Origin of the sequence: Spiroplasma clarkii (assembly GCF_002795265.1) — a bacterium.
Taxonomy (GTDB): domain Bacteria; phylum Bacillota_I; class Bacilli_A; order Mycoplasmatales; family Mycoplasmataceae; genus Spiroplasma_A; species Spiroplasma_A clarkii.
Genome location: NZ_CP024870.1, coordinates 379,632 through 402,675, shown reverse-complemented (window position 1 = coordinate 402,675; position 23,044 = coordinate 379,632). Strand labels below are relative to the sequence as shown.

Genomic DNA, 23,044 nt, shown 5'->3' with positions numbered 1-23,044 from the left:
AAATTACTCCTTCCCTTTTACAACTACTAAGTTTTCTGAAACTCACTTGTAAAATTCTACTTCATTTTCGTACAAAACACCTTTATAACTTACTTCATAGTATGTTAGTGTGTCATTTTTTCTTATAATACTTGTATTTCCAAACATATAGTACAATGCATCATTGTATGTTGTGAAATAACGATATTTCCCATTAAAGAATACTTTAAAAATTGAGTAAGCAATTTTGTTGTATTCTTTAATTTCATTAAAGTAGGTTGATTTAATTAGTTCAGAGTTTAAGGTAACTTTGCTTACTAACTTACTTTCAACATTTACTTTTTGATGTTCTCATGCTTCATCTCATGAATCATAATAATATGATAAACCATTAATAACAATTTTGTATTTGTTATTAAATTTTTTATAAGTAAGATTTTGACTCATGCTATTTAAAGCATGAGTTTTTTCTGAAAAGAAATTTCCAAATCCATCACTATATGCTTTAACTGCTGATGACTTAAAGTACTTGTTAAAGATGTTCTCTTTAAATTGATTAAATTGTTCTAAGAAACTGGACTCTTGTAAATTATCATTTTCATTTTCTTTATTGATAGTGACTTCAAACGATTCTTCTTGGGACATAATGTTTATGTAAAGCATATTTGTATCACTAAATTGCAATGGATTTGCAATAATGTAGTACTTCAAGTAGTCTTCTGCAGCTTTTTTACCTACAAAAAGACTTCCATAAACAAGATAATATTGTTCATCATCAGTTTCTGGTTCTGGGATTATGCTTCCATCAAAAAGTGGAGTTGCACTAAAATTACCTTTAAACTCATCATTGTCAAAGTGTATACCAATTAAGGGAATGTTATATCCAGTAACAGTATAAGTTAGAACTTGACCACCCCCCAAGTCATTTTGGTAAGTAACATATGACATAAATGAAAGCATGTTTCCAATATCTCAAACTGCTTTTGCTGCTGCAAAACCAGATAACATACTTCCCACCATTTTCCCAACTCCAGTGGTTACAGGGCTTTCTTTCATTTTTACTTTACCAGTTTTTTCATCAACTTCAGCTTTTTTATAACGTTCTTCAAGTTCCTTGAAAGCCTCTTTTTTTTCTTCATCACTATCAAACTTCTTCAATTTAAGTTTGTTGTAACTGTACTCATAGTTAATTTTTTTAATTTGATCTGAATTAGCTTTGACATTTTTGACAAGACCTTGTAATTTTCCTAATTCTCCAAAAATTACATCACCAACATCATTCATACCTTTAATTATGTTATCTGTCAATTCAAAATCACTATTTACTTTATTTTGAAGTGATGATGGATCTATAAACATATCTACAATGGTTATAAAATCCATTGTTTGTTTTTTACTAGTTTTTGTTGAAACAGTATCTGGTGTAAACAATTCATCAAGCAATTCATCTGGATATAATGAGGTTTGTTCTCTAATAAATTCTTTTAAAGCTGTTTTCAAGAAATTAGTTATGTCTAATACTTGTTGCTCTTTACCATTATTGTTTCTGGTTACTAAAAATAAGTATAGATTTTTAGCAAAAATAAGATTTTTTTCAAATAAAGGCAACTCTGAAACTTTAGATAAATTTCTTTTAACAACTTTGTAGTTCTCTCAATGGAATTCTATTGTTTTTTTTGCTTGTTCCAAAATATTTGTCAAGTAATTCATTTAACTTATAAGTGTTTTCTTTATTATCCTTTACAAAGAAATCTTTAATATCTCAATCATCTGTAACCTGCTTAAATTTATTATTGATTATGGTTTTTGCAATTTCTGCACTACCTTGAATTGGTGATAGTATAGCATTAATTGGTTTTGTATCAACCTTTTTTCAATTTGTGTATAGAAGTTCACGAAAGGCATCAAAACTTTCATTACTTGTTATATATTTTGGACCCCTAAAAGTTCCTGTAAAACCTTTTGAGTCATAATCAATTCAATAAGCATTTTTAACTGGTTGAAATGGTTGAATTTTTTCTTCATCTGCTCTAGTTAACTTCATTTCACTTATATCCGGGATTTGATTTGGTGACCAAGAAAAATTCCCATGTTGATATTTAATATTTGAAGTTTGTTCAATTCATTGCAAAACTTGATCTTTTGTCATATCAATTCCAGAAACATTGTATTTGTCTGTTTGAGTTCCATTTTCAAGTTCTTTTCTTATGACACTATCATAATATGACAGTGCATCATTTTGATTTTCAAATTCAATGTTTTCTTCACCATTGAAATTATTAATCATAGTGATTTTTTTTATGTCTTGGAAAGTATCAATTGCTTCATTTTTATCTGTGTATGCAACTCCATCATTTCCTTGATAAATATTTATAAGTTTTTCACCTGGGTTGGTCACAACATCATCAGATAATTGGTTTGAAGTGTCAATGATGTAATCATTGACATTTTTATATGTTTTTTCTTCAACAATTTTGTTTTTTGTTGCAATATCCTCTGCAATGGCTTTTAAGCCATTGACTGCATAAGCTTTTGAATCATATAAATAAAAATCATTTTGTGTTTCTTTTGGATTATACTCTAGATTGTTAGTGATATATTCATCTAATTCTTCTTTGGTGTTGAACCTTCTACCATCAAATTCATAATGAAATGAATTATTGGTATGAGGAACAACTACCATTACAACAGTAACTACTGTTGTAGAAAGTGCTAGAAAAATTGCTGCTGTAAAAGCCATTATTCTTTTTCTTGTTTTAAAAAATCATTGCATACTTATTCATCATCTCTATCAATAAATTCTTTTATTATTGAAATTCCATGATTTGATTTTAAGAATAATTTTGCTTTTATTTTATAATACTTAACACCATCAACTTCTTTATGATATTGACAATCTAATATTTCTACATCAATATCATTCAATAATGAATCAGTTTTGCTATCCTCTTCCATTCTTTCAGAATAGGCATTGGTTAAATAACTTACTTTGTCTATTTGATTACTAAATTCTTCTAATTTACTTGATGAAAATAGACCAGTTTCCCACCCTCATTCTGTGTATCTTTCTTCATCTTCATTTCAACTTGTATTTATTTTAGTTGGATTATTTCTAAAAGAATATACTGTAAAATAGTTGTTAAAAATTTCTTCTAATAGTTCAGTTCCTGTCATTTTATTGGTTTGTTTAAAATTAAATGTAAAATTTAGCCCTCTATTCATACCTGAATCCTTTTGTGATGTTGTTCTGAGTCCCATACTTGTTTTAATTGTAATAACTTCATTGTTCTGAAAAGCAAGTTGATTATCTTCAATCAATCCAGTTAAAAAGGCAAAGTCATTATTTGTATACTTATCATTAAGGTCTTTATACAAATTTTCAATTGCAAGTTTTGATAAAAACGAATTTGTAATTGATTTTCAGTCATCAAATTTATCTCCATCATTAAAAACATATGCTCCTGTATAATTTACTGTGGGGTCATTATCAAAAAACTCATCAAATATTTCTTGTGTCAAAATTGGCTTTTCCTCATTATCAGGATTTTCTACTGGATCTGTACAAGCCACCACATTTAGTGCTCCAATTTGTGAAAAACAGATCACACCAAATAAAGTTAATAATTTTTTCATTTTTTTACTCCTCCTTTTGAGTTTTAATTTGTTTTAAATATTTAAATGTTTATATAAAAATACTGCATATTTATTCATAACCTCTGTCAATGAATTCTTTTTCTATAAAAATTTCAGGGTTTGATTTTAAGAATAATTTTGCTTTAATTTTATAGTATTTAATACTATCAACTACTTTATGATCGTGTAAATCCAATATTTTTACATCTATATCTTGTAGTAATGAATTTGTTTTTCTATCTTCATTCATTCTTTCAAAATATGCATTTGCTAGATAATTAATTTTAGAAATTTGATTGGAATATGATTCTAGTTCACTTTCTGAGAATACTGAGTATGTTGGTCCCCCTCAAGCTGTATAATATTCTTCATACTTGTTTCGACTAGTATTTATTTCAGTTGGATTATTTCTAAAAAAATATAAAGTAAAATAGGAATTAAATATTTCTTCTAATAATTCAACCCCAGTCATATTGTTGGTTTGTTTAAAATTAAATGTAAAACTTAATCTTCTATTCATCTCTTCATCCTTTTGTGATGTTGTTCTAAAAGGTGTTGAAGTTTTGATTGTAACCATTTCATTGGTTTTAAAAATAATTGAACCGTCATTAAATGAACCTGTTACAAATGCAAAATCATTGTTTGTATACTTATCACTAAAATCTTTATACAAAGTTGCAACTGCCAACTTTGATAGAAAAGTACCTGAGACTGTCAGTCAATCACCAATTTCATCTCCATCATTAAAAACATATGCTCCTGTGTAATTTACTGTAGGATCATTGTTAAAAAACTCATCAAATATTTCTTGTGTCAAAACTGGTTTGTTAGCATCAGGTTTTGGCTTGTTATCAGAATTTGATGTTGGATCTGTACAAGCCACCACATTTAGTGCTGCTACTTGTAAAAAACTTAGAACACCAAATAATGTTAATAATTTTTTCATTTTTTTTACTCCTCCTTTTGAGTTTTAATTTGTTATAAGATATTTAAATGCTTATAAAAATCATTGCATACTTATTCATCACCTCTATCAATAAATTCTTTCTCTATTAAAATTCCGTGATTTGATTTTAAGAATAATTTTACTTTTATTTTATAATACTTAACACCATCAATTACTTTATGGTCTTGACAATCTAATATTTCTACATCAATATCCTTCAATAATGAATCAGTTTTACTATCCTCTTGCATTCTTTCAGAATAGGCATCTGTTAAATAACTTATTTTAGAAGCATGTTCATTGAATTCTTCTAGTTCATTTTGTGAAAATAAACCCTCATTTTTCCCTACCCAGGCTGTATATTTCTCTTCATCCTCGGATCTACTTGTATTTATTTCAGTTGGGTTATTTCTCAAAAAATATCAAATAAAATAGACATTAAAAATTTCTTCTAATAGCTCAGTTCCCGTCATTTTACTGGTTTGTTTAAAATTAAATGTAAAATTTAGAGTTCTGTTTAATTGATCATTCTCCTGCGATGTGGTTCTAAAGGGTATTTGCATTTTAACTGTGGCTGTTTCATTGGTTTTGAAAATAATTGAACTGTTATTAAATGAACCTGTTAAAAAGGCAAAGTCATTATTTGTATACTTATCACTAAAATCTTTATACAGAGTTTCAACAGCCAACTTTCCTAAAAAAGAGCCCGTAACTGATAGTCAGTCTCCAATTTCGTCTCCATCATTAAAAACATATGCTCCTGTGTAATTTACTGTAGGATCATTGTTAAAAAACTCATCAAATATTTCTTGTGTCAAAACTGGCTTGCTAGCATCAGGTTTTGGCTTGTTATCAGAATTTGATGTTGGATCTGTACATGCCACCACATTTAGTGCTGCCACTTGTAAAAAACTTACAACACCAAATAATGTTAATAATTTTTTCATTTCTTTTACTCCTCCTTTTGAGTTTTAATTTGTTATAAAATATTTAAATGTTTATAAAAATCATTGCATGTTTATTCATAACCTCTATCAATAAATTCTTTTTCTATAAAAATTTCAGGGTTTGATTTTAAGAATAATTTTGCTTTTATTTTATAATACTTGACACCATCAATTTCTTTATGGTCTTGACAATCTAATATTTCTACATCAATATCCTTCAATAACAAATTATCATTACTATCAGATTGCATTCTTTCAGAATAGGCATCTGTTAAATAACTAATTTTAGAAGCATGTTCGTTGAATTCTTCTAGTTCACTTTGTGAAAATAATGCAAAATTTGGTCCTCCTCAAGCTGTATATCTTTCTTCATCTTCAGTTCTACTTGTATTTATTTCAGTTGAGTTATTTCTAAAAAAATATCTAGTAAAATAGGCACTAAAAATTTCTTCTAATAATTCAGTTCCCATCATTTTATTGGTTTGCTTAAAATTAAATGTAAAATTTAATGTATCATTCTTTCCCTCATCCTTTTGTGATGTGGTTCTAAATGGTATTGAAATTTTGATTGTAATCATTTCACTAGTTTTAAAAATAATTGAACTGTTATTAAATGAACCTGTTAAAAAGGCAAAGTCATTGTTTGTGTACTTATCACTAAAATCTTTATACAAAGTCTCAATTGCAATTTTTCTTAGAAAAATACTTGTAACTGATGTTCAATCATCAAATTTGTCTCCATCATTAAAAACATATGCTCCTGTATAATTTACTGTAGGATCATTGTTAAAAAACTCATCAAATATTTCTTGTGTCAAAACAGGTTTGTTAGCATCAGGTTTTGGCTTGTTATCAGAATTTGATGTTGGATCTGTACAGGCCACCACATTTAGTGCTGCTACTTGTAAAAACTTACAACACCAAATAATGTTAATAATTTTTTCATTTTTTTTACTCCTCCTTTTGAGTTTTAATCTGTTATAAAATATTTAAATGCTTTAAAAATTTATAATCTAATTTATATTTAACAAAGACATTGTTTTTTAATAAAAAATACGTAGATTCTTAGAAATTACCTGAAAAGGAGTTTTTAGGCAAGTGAAAATATAAATATGTTATCTAATCAACAATTCTATCTGGTTATTACATTTTCAAATTTATTAAAAATACTTATTAAATAATTTTAAGATTAAAAAATTCACATCATTTTAAATACTTAAGCTTATTTTAAACAAATAAGCTTTTTTGTAATAAGTCTAAAATACCTAGGAGTTTAATCAGTTAGGTTGAAAAACCTTAGGTTAAAAGAAATAATCATTAACAGAAGGCGTCGGAATATTGGTGTAACAATTATTTGCTTTTACTTATTACTAGTTTTTACCTTCTACAACTATATAATAATACATTTTTTTGGAAATTTTAAAGTTTTTTAGAATATTTAATTATTTATTTGTGATTATCACCAAATCTAATAATTTATCAAAAAAACTATGAAATTATAAATTCCATAGTTTAAAAAAAGTATTAAAGTTTTAAATTTTTCTCTAAGTCAAGGTTGGCAACAACCTTTTCTTGGTTAATTTTTATTCTTGATGAAACACTGCTATAAATTTTTTGAATTGATTCAATTTGAGCATCAAATTTTGCATTATAAACTTGTAAACCACTGTCAATGATAACTAATTTATTAATAATACCTTGTAATTCATCAATAATGTGACTTGTAATTAAAATTCCTATTCCTTTTTGACTTAAGGTTTTAATAATTCCTAAAAGCTCAATTCGAGAATTAACATCTAAATTTGCTGTTGGTTCATCTAAAAAGATGTATTTTGGATTAGAAACTAAAGTAATTACTAACATCATTTTTTTCTGCATTCCTGCAGATAATTGAGCAAAGGTTTTGTTTAAATAGTCTGCTAATCCAAAAAGTTCTAATAGCTCTTGAAGTCTTTTTAAAGCAGCAGTTTTATTAATTCCAGCTAATTGGGCATCTAATAAACAATAATCTTTAATTTTAATACCTTTTGGGTAAACACTTTGATCTGGAAAAAAACAAAGAGAACTTAATGAGCGTTGCTCATAAATTGAACTACCATTTAAGAGAACTTCTCCTTCATCTTTATCATATTCTTTAAAAATACATTTAATAAAGGTTGATTTTCCAGCTCCATTGTCACCAACTAAACCAATAATATCTCCTGGTTCTAGAGTTAAACCAATACCTTTAATTCCAGCTTCACCAAAGTTTTTTGAAATATTTTTAATTTCTAACATTATTTAACTCCTCCTTTTTGTTTCTTAACTTTATACTTGGTTTTTTTAACAAAAACCCAATATGAAATTGCTCCAAGGGTAATTCCAAGAGCAAAATAACAAACATATGTAGCAGCAACACTAAATGGTCTGTTTGTAAACTGTAAAGTATTCTCATTAAAATTTAACTCTGTTGGATCTGTTGAACTTATAATATAACCAGTTCTAAAACTTGGAGTTCCAAATAAGTTGATTGAAGTCATGGGGATATCAAACTTAGGCTGATTAACACCTGAAAAGTAGGCCATGTTATATAAACTTCCAAATGGGTTAAGATTATATAAAAGATTTAAAGTTCTTCTTGAAGCAGTATATTTTGAAAATTCATTTTTATCTTTGAATCACAAAATTCTTCTTTGAAGTTCATCAGCATCACTATTGTAGCTAGTTAATAAATCTTTAGATTTCACAACCAATGGTTCTACATTACCCCCACCAATCATTAAACTATATAAGGTACGATCCCCACTACTAAATTTTAAGATTTTTCCATATTCGTCAATATTTTGAAGAGGATCAAAATAGCCAATACTTAAACCATTGTATACACTATTTAAATTTGATCTGATTTTTCAAGTCACAGCTATATCATAATTAAATTTATCTACCAGTAACTTTTGTAATTCAAGTAGCTCATCAGAGTAAACTGTAATATTATTTTGTTCTAAAAAATCAACCAAGTTCTTATTCTCAATTGAAAGTTTTTTGCTAGCATCAGTCAGTTGACCTGGGGCAGTTAAAGCTGCTAAGGTTCTATTAACTATAAATGAATTTTTAAAATCATTTGTGGTTGTGGGTTTTTTATCCATAAATGTTTTAAAAAAATTATAAGCAAAACTATTTGCCAAATAGTCTTCAACTATTTCAGGTGTAACACCCACTTTATAGCTAACTGTTAAATTTTCAACATCTGTAATGTCTTGAGACTTTAAAATATTATAACTATTGTTAATACCAAGTAAGTAATTTTTAATCAGTTCACTAATTCCTTGAACTCCTCCATCATTTTGATAAGTATAAAAAAGTTCAAAAGCAAAAGTTGGATCTTTAATTTGAATGTTGTTTATTACAGCTGAACCCAATTTTGAATCAACATCTAAAAATCCAGATAGTCTTAATTCAATAGTTTCATTCTTATCTAACTCAGATAAGAATTTAGCAGCAAGTCCCTTATCATATTTTTGTGCAATTTTTTGGTAGTGATAACTTAAAATATCTGCATTTGATGTTGTCACATCAATGTCTGAACCCATAAACTGCATTACTCCCAAAATATAAAACAATGAACAAAAGGCTGACAAAACTCATGAAGTTGGTAAAACCTTTGCTATTTTGTTTGATTTAATTGCAATTAAATAAATTAAACCTGAAATTAAAATATCATAAGCGAATAAACTAAAACTTCCAAATGCTACAGTATTTAAAACAATATGTTGTGTTCTTACTGGAATTACACTTGGTAAAGTAAAGGCAAATGAAATTATTAATAAAATGTAGATTGTTGAAATTGTTTTATTAACAATTAACTTTGAAAAAAGATTTCACTTTTTTTCAAACCACGACGAAGTTCAAGATTTTGAATTCCACTATTTTTATCATAAATAAAAAAAGTCAAAATTGAATCTGTGTTAAAATATGTTAGTCAAAAAATTGAGGGGGCAATTGTAATAACTGCAAATAAACTCAAGATTGTCATTTGTAGAAATGGTGATAATAAAATCAATAGTAATCCTACAAAAACAGTTAATAAATGAATTGTTGATATAATTCAAAAAGCTTTCTTTTTTAGTAGTCTTTGGAAATCAAAGCGTACCATAATGTTAAAATTGTTCATAAATCCTCCATTAATATTCTCATTACTCTCATTATCTTGACAAAATTAGTTAATACATTGAAAATCATCCATAGTTTTATTATATAGCAATTTTACGTAATAAACTTAATTTAAACCTTCCTCTCCTGAAAGGAATTCCTAATTTTGCTGAACACTTCTTTTATGTTAAACTTAGTTTTTGGGCAAGGCCTATATTATTGATTATGTGATGTTAGATAACCTAAATTAGATCCCCTACACTTAACATGCAGGTAATAATATTTTATCACGGAAATTAATGATGCCAATAATTCTTCCTTTTTATAATTAATCTGCAAAAAAATGAAAAATTTTACAAATAACCCTTCTATTCAGAAGTTTGCTATCACTCTAATTATTTGTTAAGATATAAGTGTTATGGAAAGGACATTTATGAGAATAACCTTTGATAATCCAAAGTTAACAGATTTAGATGATCTTTATCAAGTTGAAATAACTGCATTCCCAATTAATGAAACATTAAGTAAGGTTTCATATGAAGAACGTATTAAAAAAATTAGTGATTCAATGATTGTTGCTCGAAACGAAAACAATCAAGTTATTGGATTTGTGGTTGGCATAAGCTCACCAGAAAGATATTTATCCGATGAATATTTTTTTAGTACAAAACCAAATTCACCTAGCGACCCCAACTTCTGTATTGTTGGTTTGGCAATAGCACCAAAATACCAACAGTATAAAATTGGCTCTGAACTTTTAACCAAGTTTTTAAAATTAGCTAAAAGTTTAAAAAAACAATTAGTTTCTTTAACCTGTGAAGAAAAGTTAATTAAGTTCTATGAAAAATTTGGTTTTGTAAATGAAGGAGTTTCTAAATCAAAATTTGCAGACCTAGTTTGATATGACATGGTCTATACAATTTAAAAACCCAAAAACAAATGTTTTTGGGTTTTTATTTACTTACATATTTTGCTAATTTATTTGCAATGATGTTATTATTTTTAACTTCACCAAGTGTAAACCCAGCTTCACCATGTCCAGGAAAAATTAAACAATCATCATTAAAGTTTTTGTAAATAAACCTAATTGATTTTTTTAACTTTCGGTTTGGACATTTTTTCAAATCAGTTCAATGGTGGTCAAGTCCAGTTCTATAGATGGTGTCTCCACAAAAAATCATATTTTCAGCCATCAATTTATAAATAATTGACCCTCTAGTATAACCACCAATTAAATCAAGTCTAAATTCAATTCCATCAATATTTATTAGTGAATCTTTTGTAATGGGTACAACATTTTCAACTTCATTTTTGATTTCTCATTCTGCTCCAGTTTTATAACTTAAATTAGCTCGACAATCATATAAACAAATGATGTCTCTTTGACCAATAAAAACTGCAGCAGAGGCAAACTGTTCTTTAATAACTTCTAAACCAAGGATATGGTTGTAGTGACCATGAGTTATTAAAATATGAGTTAACTCTATTTTATTTGTTTGCAAATACTTTAAAATTTCACTTGCTTGATTTGCACAATCAATTAAAATTGCTTTTTTATCTTTGACTATCAAGTAAGCATTTGTTTCATAAAAATCCTGATTTGAAAAAGTTTTTATTTCCATTTGATACACCAATCCTTAAAAAGATATTAACAAAATATCTATTGTAAATGTCAGTTTCCCTCTATTTATTGTACTTTTGTTTATTCTCTTGTTGTCGGGTACTTCCTTTTGAACAACAAGGACATTGTTTTGATAAACAAACTTGACAACCAATACATTTTAAACAACTTTGGCAGCCATGAAATGAACCGCTACATACCCGACATGTAAAACAATTATGTGCCCCTCCTGGGCAACAAATTTGTTTAGTTTCCATAATTTCTCTTCCTTCCTTGTTGACTTACCTTTTACACAAACTATGTCATTAAATAAGTCAATGGTCTGTTTTTAATTTGATACATTGCTGCAAGTCAACCACAAAACATAATTGCAGCAATGGCAAAGAATGATACAAATGGAATTCAAGGTACAGTTGGGATAATTATTAACATTTTAAAATTATTCCAGACAATATACTTGACGACTTCTCATAAAACCATTGAAGCTATGTATGAGAAAATAAAGACTAAGATTGAACCAACAACATACCGTCCCATAACCATTCAGTTGATTTTTTGATCTGTATAACCAATTGATCTCATTAAAGTAATGATGTTAATTGAGTCATTAACTACAATATTCATAATAACTACTAATAAGATAATCATCAAGACAATGTCAATGGCAATATACATAAACAATGACCTTTGGACTTGGTCCATCATCATATTAATTGCTTGTTTAATAATTGGTAACACCATTATGTTTCCATTTAGTGGATTGGCATTTATAAAGTAATTTAATACTTGATCTGGTTCTTTAATAACTTCAGCATCAATTCGGTTTAAAGCTTCTTGTAAACCTGGAATTGAAGAAAGATCATAATCTAGACTCTTGATATTTTTTAAATAAATATCTAAAACAGGTCCTAAATAATTTTCAGCATTGCTCCCCACACTTGTAGTTAGAGCAGTTGCTCGAACATTATTTTTAAACATCCTTGCTAGATTTTCAAGTTTTGATAAATCTAATTTTCCCACAAAGCTTTTTGATTGACTTATAATTTCAGTGAAATGTAAGTCCTTTTGAATTTGTTCATCAGCATTTTTAGACATAAATGACTGGTAATCTGCATAAATCGATTGGGTCATGTTATCATTTTCATTAATAGCGATTATCTGTACAGGCTGAGTAATCAAACCTCGACGACCCACAGTTATTTCAAAATTATCTCCAGTGGTTTTGTTTAATAACCTTGCCAATCTTGCAGAAATTATAACTGGTAAATTTGTAGCGCTATTGGTTTTTAAACTTGTAATTTGTTGGTCAGAAATTCCTGAGAAATTATAACCATTTCTAACACTACCATATTCTCCTGAACTATCAAATAATGATAACGTTGATGACTCTAAATCAATATCTGAATTTCCTTCAACAAAGTAACCTACATTTGAAGCTAGTAAATCTGTTTCTTTATTGTAAAGTACTGAGTTTGTTGCAATGAATTGATCTGTTGTGAAATCACGAGTCATAAATTCTGAGATTCAACTTGTGAAAACTGAATTGATGAAGTTTTGAATGGTTTCACCAGTTCCTCCAGAACCCCCTCCAGGGGTTGAAGTTGAATCTCCATTAAAGTCAATTCCTCCATCAATTATATAGTTTTGGTATTTTTCAACATCTCCACAATCTGTATAACTTGCTGAGGCAGTTGAAACACATAAATATCTACCAACATCGCTTAATCATAATCCTGAGTTTCTAACTGGGTCTGCTTCATCATTTTTTAAATTGTAAATGTTATTGTTGTTTTTCATTTCCTCAATTATTACATCAGCTTGCCCTGGGGTCATTAATCCCAAAATAAAATTTAATGCAGAAACCTCATCTAAATCTTGAATATAATCTAGTGAATAAAACAATGTCAATACATTCATAGCAATTGGTAACATTTCTTTTAATTGAGGTTGTGCTACCAAAATAGGGCTAGCAATAAGTCTATCTCTAATTTCTGCAACTTTAGTTACTAATTCATGAATTTTTTGATAATCTTTAAAATGATTTTCACCAACATTTTTGATGTAATTTTCGACACTACCATAATTGCTGTAATCAAGATAATTAATATTTGGGTAACGTGTTGTTAGGTTTGTAGTAACTTTACCTTCATAACTTAAACGACTAACTTCTGCAAAACCATAAAAATGGTCAACATCAGGGTTATACATGTTAAAGGCCCCATTAATTACTCCTTGTAAAATTGGCATTGCTCTTAACTGAATGGTAAAGAGAAATGAAGTAAAACCAACCAGTAGCATTACTAGTAAGTACTTACCTTTACCTTTAGAAATAAAGGCATCTTGCATTCGGTAAGTAAAGCAAATATTTTTGGATTTAAATGACTTCATTAAAATCCAATTTAAAAATACAAAAGGTAATGCTACTGGAAAGGCTGTGTAAAATAAAACAATTAGTCAAGTTCTTTTTTTATCTTTTGGTCCTGATGATAATAAGTTTAAAGCACTTTCATTTAAGTACTTAAAGATAATAATGTAAGACATTATTGCAAAAAGTAGTGGCACTACAAGTCCAATTACCACTAAAAAGACTGGGTTTGTGTAAATAACTTGGTAATCAAATATTACTGTTCCAGCATAAACCTTAGTAGCTGCATTAATTTGAAAAGGAATTGATAATAAATATCCTAAAAAAATTGCTACAAACATTGTTAAAAAGGTCTTAACTGAAAACACTCAAGTCAGTTCTTTCGTGGTATAACCTAAGGATTTAAATACTCCCAGTTGCTTTCTAGTACTATTTATTTCTTTTTTCAAGACAAAAGTAATAAAGAAGAATGCTAAGACAAATAAAATTCCCCCAATAATTGAAAAGACTCAGGTCATAATTGTAAGGTTTGTAAGTTCACTGATTCGTCAGTGTTCACTAAATCCACGATAAACACTTACCCCAACATTGTTTAATGCTAAATTATTGTTGCGAGTTGTGGGGGTGAAGTAATCGTTGATATTATACTTTGAGTTTTGCACAAAAGCATCTTGGTAATTGAAGCTAGCTTCATGATTAAATTGAAAGTCACTAGGTAAAACTTTTTCATAGTAATTTTTATAACTAAAGAAAGTTGGATTAACAAAAATTTGACCAAAGTTTTCAACTGATTGTAAAATACTTGAATTTTGAGGTGTTAAAGTTGAATATTTTTCAGCAACTCCCATAATTTTAAAGCGAACTGAAACTGCATTGCCTCCAAAACTAACTGGCAAAGAGACTATTATAACATCACCAATTTTTTTGTTTTGAGCTCTTAAAAAAAGATCATTGATATAAATTTCAACTGGTGGTTTTCCAGCCTCAATTCCATCACCAGGAGTAACAGCTTTTAATGATTGAGCTCCTTGACGAACAATTAAGTTGTTTAAATCTGCATCAGTTGTGCTTGTCATAACTGATTTATCTGACTCAATCACATAGTTATAAACTGCACTACCTTGGTTAATTATAGCTTGGGTTTTTGAAAAAACATTATAGTGAAAATCTGGTTCATGCTCATTGATTAACTTTAAAATACGACGATGAATTAATCAAAAGACATTATTTGACAAGTTTTCTTTAACAAACATTTTTTGAACTTCTTGTTTAAAAAAGTCTTTGACTTTAATTGTCACTACATCATCATCTCGAACATCTCGATAGGTACACTCATCTGGATCTTCAGGTTCTTGGGAATTTAATCCTAAACGCATTTCTCTTTCTGGTCCATTAAATCTAGCAAAGGAAACAAATCTTTTAATAATTTCAATGGTTTTGATTTCTAATAAAACCTCAGGTTTAATCTCAGGTTGAAAAGCTTGAGTTTTTTCAGCTTCAATTTTGGCATAGTCATCAATAATATTCTTAGTTGTTTCAGTAAATCAACCTCCAGAAATTGCTTCAACCACAACTCCATAATCAATTCTATGTTCTTTACCATCATAAATTACTTGTTTGGCAAACTCATCACTTAAAGTAAAAGGAGTTAGATTTTGTTGACTTCAAGTGTTAGTTTGTCTTTTAACACTTGCTGCATGCAATGATAATTGCAAAGGAGTAGCTAACATCCCTAAAATAATCATCGTAAAAATCATTAAAAACAAAATGGTTCCTAAAGTTTCAATTCAGGATTTTATAAATAATTTGATATATGATTTACCAATCTGTTTCACTGTTAATTCCCCTGTACACTACTTTAATTATATATATATGCAGCTAAAAAATCAGATAAAATTATAATTTCTAAGTTTTTAATCAAGGTGTAAAAAGAATCATTATAAAATGTGCAAGTTCAAAAAAGACTTAGTTAAGTCTTTTCTTTCACAAGTATGAAAATATAATGATATAAATTAGATGTTTTTTAACTTATTTGTTTGCTAACAGTGTTGTAATAACTGTTTTTTTCATATAAACTTAAATTGTAAGTTATTGATGAATGAGTAACTTTTTAAATTTAAAAAACAAATAGCCAAAACCTTTTAAAAATGCTTCTCTATCATTTTTAAAAGCAGAGTCATATAAAACTAAAATGTTTAATTCCATTGACATTGTTCTTGAAAACCAAGAATGACTAAAAATTGCAATGGAAGAATCTCAAAAATTAATCATAGATCTTAAAAAGATCAATGCCAACCTTGAAGAAGCCATTGCATATGTTCAAGAAAATAATTCTGCATTTAGTTTAGAATATAATAAACAGCTTGCCGAATATGAGAATGCAGATGATTTGACAAGTTTATTGGCTTATGATAAAGAAGCCAACAAATGAGAAAAAGGTGGTAATGCTTTTAGTCTTGCATTTGCTGCAGGTCGAACACTTGCAAAAACAGGAAGTCTTATATTGAAAGCTTTGTATGGTACTGTGACAGCAAAAACCTGAATAACACCTACACTAGCTGGGGTTGCAATTGGAATTACACAAATATTAACCTGAGTTTTATCATACTATTGACTAACATAAAAATTTAAGGAGGGAAAATATGGAGATGCTTTCTCATATAGTTGTTACTTTTGCACTTTTATTCCCCATGTTGGGCTTAGCATTAGCAGCATGATTGACAACTATAATATTTTATAAATATAAGATTGAATATCAAGAGACATACTTTGATAACATAATTAATTTTGAACAATTTTCTTTCCTGTTGAAAAAAGATAAGTTCTATATTTTTCAAAGTATTTACATTAATTTTCTATTAATTGTTGCTATATATATTGGACTTTGCTTTTTTTGACCAAAGGATCATGAGTTTTATACAGCTTTTATGATTTTAAATTCTATTGGGTTTGTCCTTTCATTTGGACTTTTGCTTATACCACTATGTATTTATACAAATATGCTTAAACCATACAAATTTTACAGCAAAAAAGAAGCAATAGCTCGGTTTGAGATTTATTTACAAGAAAACTCTGAAAAATCAGAGTATATAAGCTTTAAATTAACAGAAAGATGATCTGCTCCTTCTGCAAATCATATCTTTCAATTTCAGCAAAAAAGATTTAAAAAGAAATGGACAAAAGTTAGGGTTCAAGAAAGTAGTCACCGTAAACTAGCAGTTTTTAGAGCATATAGTTTTGAAAATGCTCGTCTATTTAAGCGTTTTAAAAGCTCAGGATGAGTAGTTATAAAAGGCAATCAGGAGAGTTGTGGTTTCTCAGACTTACCTAAAATTGTTCATGATAATTTCTTTAATTTGGACCAGTATGTGCCTTTTGAAAAAAAGGAAACACCAAATTTAATTAAAGAAGAGTAGACATTATCATATAGAATTGATGGTCATTGATTAAAATAATTGCAATATGCTATTGTAATTGCCAGTGATTTATTATATTATAATTTGGTTAGAGGTGAATTATATGGCTAGAAAAGACGATTTAACTGGAAAAGGACCATTATCTGGGAATTCAAGATCACATGCTTTGAATTCAACAAAAAGAAAATGAAACCTTAACCTTCAAAAAGTTCAAGTTATGGATGAAAATGGTAAAGTTATGACCATGAAAGTATCTGCAAGGACATTAAGAACTTTGAAAAAAAACAATGCAATTGTTAAATAAAACAATAGTCCCTACTAAAGGGACTTTTTTTAAACCAAGAATCAAAAAAACATGTTTTTTAAAACATGTTTTTAATTAAATTCTATTCAATTCCTATGATAAATGTGTAGACCTCTTGGCCTCCATCAATCATTTCATATTCAACATCAAATTTTTCATCTAATAATTTTCTCAATTCACTAACATCTTCAGGAGTTGCATCATTTCCTGTGAAAATTGTTAAGATTTCAGTTTTTGAAGTGATAAATTTAACCAAAGACTTATTAAAAATGTCTTTTAATGAATCAGCAGCAATTGTAACTTTTTTATTTGCCATCATCATATATTGGTCTTTTTTAATGCTAACCTCATCAATTGTAGCATCGCGTGCTGCTTTGTTAATTGAAACTGAGGTTACTGTTTTTAATGCTCTGGTGATATTTGTTTCATTTTTCTTTGGTGATTCTTCAGGATCTAGACTCAAATAACCAGTAATTCCTTCAGGAATAGTTTTAGTATTTAACACTACCACTTTTGATTTTTTTTCTAATTCTTTTGCTTGTTTAGCAGCTAATAAAACATTACTATCATTTGGGAAAATATAAACTACCTTAGCATCAATTGTTTGAATTGCCTCTAAAAAGTCATTAGTTGAGGGGTTCATTTTTTCTCCCCCATCAATTACAAAATCAATATTTAACTCATCTTTAAAGTATTTTTTCATTCCTTTTGAGCGAACAACTGCAATTGTTCCAATGGGGTTAACTAGTTTTCGTTGTTTTTGTTCTGTTTTCCTAGCTTCACTAATTACCTCACCATTTTTGTGTTTAACTTGTACCTCAGCTTGTAAAGTCATATTTTCAACTTTAACTGTTTTAAACTCACCAAACTGTTGTAAGTAAGTTAAAATTTGTCCTGGTAATAAAGCATGAGTGTGGATTTTTAAAATATCTGTATCTAAAACTGCAACAATTGAAGTGTTTCCATATTGTTCAAAAGTGTTTCGAACACTTTCAACTTTCAACTCTCCAATGAACTTTTCATCCAACATCACAATTGCTTCAGTACAATAGCCAAATTCATCTTCAATTTCAAGGTCTAAGTTACCACCAGTATTTTCTTCAATTTTCTTTAATCTTTCAATTGGTTTACCTTTATGTGCATAATGTTGCATTCCTTCAAAGAATTTAACTAAACCATAGCCACCACTGTCAACAACTCCAACTTCTTTTAAGGCAGGAAGTAAATTAGGTGTATTTTCTAAAGAAACATTTGCAGCTTTAGTTACTTGATCTCAAAATTGACGAGGATCGATGCTTTCATCTGTAATTGTGTTCACAAATTCACTAGTTTCTCGAATAACTGTTAAAATTGTTCCTTCAACTGGTTTCATAACTGTAGAATATGAAACTTTTGTAGCTTCATCAAAAGCAGATTTCCATGTTTCTAAATTCAAATCTGTTTTTTCTTTCATTCCATTGGCAAAACCCTTAATAATTTGTGAAAAAATCACTCCTGAGTTTCCGCGAGCTCCCATAATTAGACCTCTTGCAAACTTAGACATTAATGAGCCAATTGAATCAAACTTTTCTGATTCAATTTCTTTAAAACCATTTGAACATGTTAAATTCATATTTGTTCCAGTATCTCCATCAGGAACTGGGAAAACATTTAACTTGTCAATTTTTGGGTGATTATTGTAAATATTATTTACACCACTATTAATCATACCTTTTAGTGTTTGTATCTCTTTCATTTGTAGTCACCTTCTATTTTGTTGTTTTTTTTGTAACTTATTTGCAAGTACAAAAAAATTGCAAAAATCTCTTTTTGCCAGTTTAGAAATTCTTAGCCTTTTTTAAATCATTTGTAGGTCATCAACTACAACATCCACACTATAAGACATTGTAAATTGTTTTAATTTCTCTAATTCGTATTTTACACGTATTTGAACTTCATTAACAACGTCTCTAATGTTAAAACCATTCATTAATATCACATGCACTTTTACTCGGTGAATTGAACCTGAAGAAACAATTTCAACTGCCTTAGCAATATCTTTTGTTTCCAAATCTCAAATATCTTGAGATTCATAGTTCGCTAGTGACTTTACACCCGGAACAGTAGTTACTGCATTGTTGATTGCATTGTAAGTAATTGTATCCATAAAAGTCCCCCTTTTTATGTGTTATCAAATAGGTAACATTGAAATCATGATTGTCACGTTTCAAAATAGTACAATAATATTTTAACATTATAATAAAACGAATTACCACTCATTTTATTAAAAAAACAATTTTTTCATAAAAAATTTAGTGTTTTTCTCTAGAATTTAGTTATAATTAAAAAGGACTTGCCCTCTTGGCGGAATTGGTAGACGCAGCAGACTCAAAATCTGCCGAGGCAACTCATATCGGTTCGACTCCGATAGAGGGCACCATTATTGAAAAGAAAGATTCAGCATTGCTGAACTTTTTTATTTGTTAAAAATCACTAGCACTGGTTTTGTAGTTGTTATTTTCCCAGCAGTATTTGGAATAAATTCATTTGAAAATGCTCTTGTACTATTTGGCAACAAATGCAAGTCTTCAATATTGTATTTTAATCCAGAAATTGTTAATAAAGTTTCATGAACTGGGAAGAAGGTTATGTAAGTATAACCTTGATATTGTGCAAAACTTAAAGTTGAAGTACCTTTACCTAAACAATAAGCTACTGTATTATCATTTAAAAATTTAACATGATACTTGTAACAATATTCTAAAATTGTTAGGTTCATGTCAACTCGATTTGTTGGTTTAGCTACAAAAACAATCTCAGTTGCTCCAAGTTCATAAGCTTTTTTAATGGCATAAGTTCCATCAAGATTATCTTTTTGACAATCTAACTTCTCAAATGATTTTGCTTGCTCTTGAATTTGGGTTAGTTCACTAGCAAGCACTTGATCGAAATCAGAGACAGCTAAATCCATTTTGATGTTCTTACCAATTAAATCCAAACAACCTCTCTCAACACCAATTATAAAAAAATCTTTTTGATAGTATGAAAAATCAAGTTGAGTTTCACAAGTAACTATTAAAAACTTAGTTTTCAAGTTTAGCCACCCTTTCTTTTAGTGTCATTAGATCTTGACCAACCAAATAACTACCAGCAACTATCATGTCAACTCCATGCTCTTGAACAATTTTATAAGTTGCATCATTGATACCTCCATCAACCTCTACTAAATAATGATAGTTATTTGTAGCTTTTAATTTTTGCAGTTCAGCAATTTTTTTACCTGCTTCAGGTAAATAGGTTTGACCTCCATAACCTGGGTAAACTGTCATTACTAATACATTATCAAGATCTGCTAGGTATGGTGTTAGTTCACTTACCTTAGTATCTGGGGAGATTGCCAAAGAACATTTTAAGTCATTTGTTTTGCAAAGTTTGATAAATTCTTGAATTTGTTCTGCTACAAGTGCCTCATAGTGAAAAGTAATTTGACTTACATTTTTTTGTAAAAATGGTGTTAGATAATCTGAAAGAGTGTACTTGTCAAGAGTCACCATCAAATGAATATCAATTTTAAAATCATAATTGTTGGTAATATCACTAAGTACTTTTGGTCCAAAACTAAGATTTGGAACAAAGTGGTAGTCCATGACATCATAATGGATGTACTTAATACCAGCAGCTTGTAATAAATCTAATTCTTTTTTTAAATTTAAAAAATCTGCAGTTAAAATACTGGGGGCAACTAGATATTTTTTCATTATTTTTTTCTCCTATATTCTTTTTCCGACATTTCTCTTTGCATTTTGACATAATCATCATAAATGAAATTTGGGATCTGGTGATTGTGAACTAATTGCAAAATCTTACAACCAGGAGTTTCAGGTAAATGTAAGCAATCATTAAATTTACAAGCATTTAAATGTTCTTCAAACATTTTAAAACTATGTGCTAATTGATATTTATCAAAGTCTTTAAACTCAAATGAAGAAAAACCTGGAGTATCACCAATTAAACCCCCAAAATAATGAAAAAGTTCATTTTTTGTTGTTGTATGTTTACCTCGATTAAGGGCTTTTGAAATTTCTTGTGTTGGTTCAAACAAATCAGGAATAATGTGATTTAAGGTTGTTGATTTACCAGCACCTGTTTGTCCAGTAAAAACTGAAACTTTATCTAATAGAGATTGTAAAAATGCATTTCATTCAGCATCAGTTTCAATCATATTATTTATCAAGTAAGTTTCATAACCTAAATTTTTATATTCACTCAACAAAGCATAAGTTGCATCGTTTTCTTTCAATAAATCAACCTTAGTAAAGGCTAGAACTGGTTTAATGTTCAAATACTCAATAAAAGCTAAATACTTATTTAAGGTAAAAGTGTTTAAAACTGGTTCTCGAACAGCAGTAATGATGACAACTTGGTCAATATTTGCAATTCTTGGTCTGTATAATTCATTTTTTCTAGGCAAAAGTTGTAAAACTTGTCCTTTGAAATTGTTTTCATCAAGAATGTTAAATTCAACATTATCCCCAGTTATTGGTGTTTGTTTTGTGTGCCTTAATTTTCCTATTGCTTTACACTCATATATTTTTTCTTCATAAAATACATAGGCAAATTCACTTAAAATTTTTAAAATAATTCCTGTTGGCATTTTTAAATCATCCACAATAACAGGCCAACAAAGGCAAAGAGAAGAAGCAAACCAATAATAATGCTTGTGGTGATTGTGGTTTTTTTAATCACACCACTTCTTCGAGAATTTAAATTTTCAGCAACAACTGCTTTTTGACTATCGTTACCGCCTTTTAAACTGCGGAAACGACCCTTGTAAACATAGGGTTTAATATTAACTTGGTCAGTAACTTCTTTTAAACTACTTAAAACTTCTTGCATTGATTGAAAACGACTATCTGGATCTTTTTCAATCATTTTTAAAATAACATTTTCTAAAGCCTGGGGAATTGCAGGATTTAGTTCTCTGGGAGCTATTGGACGTTGGTATAAGTGTTCTAAAGATATTTTTTGAGCACTACGACTGCGGAATGGAGCCATTCCAGTGGCAGCTTCATACATCATAATTCCTAATGAGTAAATATCTGTTCTTGGTGTTGCTTTTTGACTATCAATGACTTCTGGGGCAATGTATTTTGGGGTTCCAATAGTTTTTTCTTCTTCTTTTTTATAACCATCCATTAAAGAAATCCCAAAGTCAGTCAATTTTACTTGTTTATCTAAAGTAAGTAGGACATTTTCTGGTTTAATGTCTCGGTGAACTATTTTTTTTCTATGAACTAAATCTAAGGCTTTACACAAATCACCAAAATAATACTTAATTTCAGTTGTAGTTAATGGAGCAAAAGCTGCTAAAAACTTTTTAAAGTCTCCTCCATCAACATATTCTAAAATTAGTAAAAAAGCTCCATCTTTTTGAATCACATCATGCAACTTAACTACATATTTTGATTCAATTAGGTTGGCAATTGATTCTTTTTCAATTTCAAATCTTTCCAAACCATTAGGATTAACTAAAGTTTGTTCATTAATAACTTTAACAGCAACATAGGTTTTGGTAATAATGTCATAAGCTTTAAAAACTGAAGCCATTCCTCCAGAGCCTGAGACTTCTTTTAACTCATACCTATCATTTACCAATGATCCAACAGTATAATTTTTCATCAATAACTCCCCTTTTAAATTTCTATAAATATCATAACAAAAAAAAG

21 protein-coding genes and 1 tRNA gene are annotated in these 23,044 nt (G+C 28.7%); 5 read left to right on the top strand and 17 right to left on the bottom strand.

What is annotated here, in order from left to right:
• Window positions 1-3: 3 nt before the first annotated feature.
• The 9 genes from SCLAR_RS01790 to SCLAR_RS01750 form a co-directional block, all read right to left on the bottom strand.
• Complete coding sequence (locus SCLAR_RS01790) at window positions 4-1,668, bottom strand: hypothetical protein (RefSeq protein ID WP_157795125.1); 1,665 nt, start codon at window positions 1,666-1,668, stop codon at window positions 4-6.
• Window positions 1,613-2,752, bottom strand: a complete 1,140-nt coding sequence (locus SCLAR_RS01785; RefSeq protein ID WP_100254241.1) for a hypothetical protein — start codon at window positions 2,750-2,752, stop codon at window positions 1,613-1,615. The genes SCLAR_RS01790 and SCLAR_RS01785 overlap by 56 nt, the downstream gene beginning before the upstream one ends.
• A gap of 2 nt (window positions 2,753-2,754) precedes the next feature.
• Window positions 2,755-3,612 carry a hypothetical protein gene (locus tag SCLAR_RS01780; RefSeq protein WP_100254240.1) on the bottom strand — a complete coding sequence of 286 codons (858 nt, stop codon included), beginning with the start codon at window positions 3,610-3,612 and terminating at the stop codon, window positions 2,755-2,757.
• A 70-nt stretch (window positions 3,613-3,682) separates the two neighbouring features.
• Complete coding sequence (locus SCLAR_RS01775) at window positions 3,683-4,558, bottom strand: hypothetical protein (protein WP_100254239.1); 876 nt, start codon at window positions 4,556-4,558, stop codon at window positions 3,683-3,685.
• 71 nt (window positions 4,559-4,629) lie between these two features.
• Window positions 4,630-5,505 carry a lipoprotein gene (locus SCLAR_RS01770; RefSeq protein WP_100254238.1) on the bottom strand — a complete coding sequence of 292 codons (876 nt, stop codon included), beginning with the start codon at window positions 5,503-5,505 and terminating at the stop codon, window positions 4,630-4,632.
• A gap of 71 nt (window positions 5,506-5,576) precedes the next feature.
• Window positions 5,577-6,389 carry a hypothetical protein gene (locus SCLAR_RS01765; RefSeq protein ID WP_169921834.1) on the bottom strand — a complete coding sequence of 271 codons (813 nt, stop codon included), beginning with the start codon at window positions 6,387-6,389 and terminating at the stop codon, window positions 5,577-5,579.
• A gap of 640 nt (window positions 6,390-7,029) precedes the next feature.
• Entirely contained in the window at window positions 7,030-7,782 is a 753-nt protein-coding gene (locus tag SCLAR_RS01760) for an ABC transporter ATP-binding protein (RefSeq protein ID WP_244900143.1), read from the bottom strand.
• Complete coding sequence (locus tag SCLAR_RS01755; protein WP_100254235.1) at window positions 7,782-9,074, bottom strand: hypothetical protein; 1,293 nt, start codon at window positions 9,072-9,074, stop codon at window positions 7,782-7,784. Before SCLAR_RS01755 ends, SCLAR_RS01760 begins: the two co-directional genes overlap by 1 nt.
• A gap of 269 nt (window positions 9,075-9,343) precedes the next feature.
• Complete coding sequence (locus SCLAR_RS01750; protein ID WP_100254234.1) at window positions 9,344-9,655, bottom strand: hypothetical protein; 312 nt, start codon at window positions 9,653-9,655, stop codon at window positions 9,344-9,346.
• Window positions 9,656-10,066: 411 nt separating this feature from the next.
• Here SCLAR_RS01750 and SCLAR_RS01745 point away from each other — a divergent pair, with 411 nt between their 5' ends.
• A complete protein-coding gene (locus SCLAR_RS01745; RefSeq protein ID WP_157795123.1) occupies window positions 10,067-10,558 on the top strand; it encodes a GNAT family N-acetyltransferase in 492 nt (163 codons plus the stop codon).
• Window positions 10,559-10,586: 28 nt separating this feature from the next.
• Here SCLAR_RS01745 and SCLAR_RS01740 read toward each other — a convergent pair whose 3' ends face one another.
• Together SCLAR_RS01740 and SCLAR_RS01730 are read right to left on the bottom strand one after the other, a co-directional pair.
• On the bottom strand, window positions 10,587-11,255 hold the full coding sequence (locus tag SCLAR_RS01740; protein ID WP_100254232.1) for an MBL fold metallo-hydrolase: 669 nt from the start codon (window positions 11,253-11,255) through the stop codon (window positions 10,587-10,589).
• Window positions 11,256-11,551: 296 nt separating this feature from the next.
• Window positions 11,552-15,376, bottom strand: coding sequence for an FtsX-like permease family protein (locus tag SCLAR_RS01730; protein ID WP_211277558.1), 3,825 nt, complete (start codon window positions 15,374-15,376; stop codon window positions 11,552-11,554).
• Between the two features lie 434 nt (window positions 15,377-15,810).
• Between SCLAR_RS01730 and SCLAR_RS01725 the strand changes: the two genes are divergently transcribed.
• The 3 genes from SCLAR_RS01725 (at window position 15,811) to rpmB (ending at window position 17,339) form a co-directional block, all read left to right on the top strand.
• Window positions 15,811-16,242, top strand: coding sequence for a hypothetical protein (locus tag SCLAR_RS01725; protein ID WP_100254229.1), 432 nt, complete (start codon window positions 15,811-15,813; stop codon window positions 16,240-16,242).
• A gap of 19 nt (window positions 16,243-16,261) precedes the next feature.
• The gene (locus SCLAR_RS01720; protein WP_100254228.1) at window positions 16,262-17,035 is read left to right on the top strand and encodes a hypothetical protein; all 774 of its coding nucleotides are present in this window, start codon (window positions 16,262-16,264) and stop codon (window positions 17,033-17,035) included.
• 103 nt (window positions 17,036-17,138) lie between these two features.
• Window positions 17,139-17,339 carry a 50S ribosomal protein L28 gene (rpmB, locus tag SCLAR_RS01715; protein ID WP_100254227.1) on the top strand — a complete coding sequence of 67 codons (201 nt, stop codon included), beginning with the start codon at window positions 17,139-17,141 and terminating at the stop codon, window positions 17,337-17,339.
• A gap of 82 nt (window positions 17,340-17,421) precedes the next feature.
• Here rpmB and SCLAR_RS01710 read toward each other — a convergent pair whose 3' ends face one another.
• Window positions 17,422-19,074, bottom strand: a complete 1,653-nt coding sequence (locus SCLAR_RS01710) for a DAK2 domain-containing protein (protein ID WP_100254226.1) — start codon at window positions 19,072-19,074, stop codon at window positions 17,422-17,424.
• Window positions 19,075-19,176: 102 nt separating this feature from the next.
• A complete protein-coding gene (locus SCLAR_RS01705) occupies window positions 19,177-19,485 on the bottom strand; it encodes an Asp23/Gls24 family envelope stress response protein (RefSeq protein WP_100254225.1) in 309 nt (102 codons plus the stop codon).
• Window positions 19,486-19,673: 188 nt separating this feature from the next.
• Here SCLAR_RS01705 and SCLAR_RS01700 point away from each other — a divergent pair.
• Window positions 19,674-19,758 (top strand) — tRNA-Leu (locus SCLAR_RS01700).
• Between the two features lie 36 nt (window positions 19,759-19,794).
• Here SCLAR_RS01700 and SCLAR_RS01695 read toward each other — a convergent pair.
• Genes SCLAR_RS01695 through SCLAR_RS01680 form a run of 4 tightly spaced genes read right to left on the bottom strand, consistent with a single transcriptional unit; the run spans window position 19,795 to window position 22,997 of the window.
• Entirely contained in the window at window positions 19,795-20,412 is a 618-nt protein-coding gene (locus SCLAR_RS01695) for a thiamine diphosphokinase (RefSeq protein WP_100254224.1), read from the bottom strand.
• Window positions 20,402-21,076 (bottom strand): ribulose-phosphate 3-epimerase, encoded by a 675-nt coding sequence (locus SCLAR_RS01690; protein WP_100254223.1) that lies wholly within the window; start codon window positions 21,074-21,076, stop codon window positions 20,402-20,404. Before SCLAR_RS01690 ends, SCLAR_RS01695 begins: the two co-directional genes overlap by 11 nt.
• Window positions 21,076-21,987: a ribosome small subunit-dependent GTPase A gene (gene rsgA / locus SCLAR_RS01685; RefSeq protein ID WP_244900142.1), complete on the bottom strand. Its 912-nt coding sequence runs from the start codon at window positions 21,985-21,987 to the stop codon at window positions 21,076-21,078. Before rsgA ends, SCLAR_RS01690 begins: the two co-directional genes overlap by 1 nt.
• Window positions 21,975-22,997, bottom strand: coding sequence for a serine/threonine protein kinase (locus SCLAR_RS01680; protein ID WP_100254221.1), 1,023 nt, complete (start codon window positions 22,995-22,997; stop codon window positions 21,975-21,977). Before SCLAR_RS01680 ends, rsgA begins: the two co-directional genes overlap by 13 nt.
• Between the last annotated feature and the right edge of the window lie 47 nt (window positions 22,998-23,044).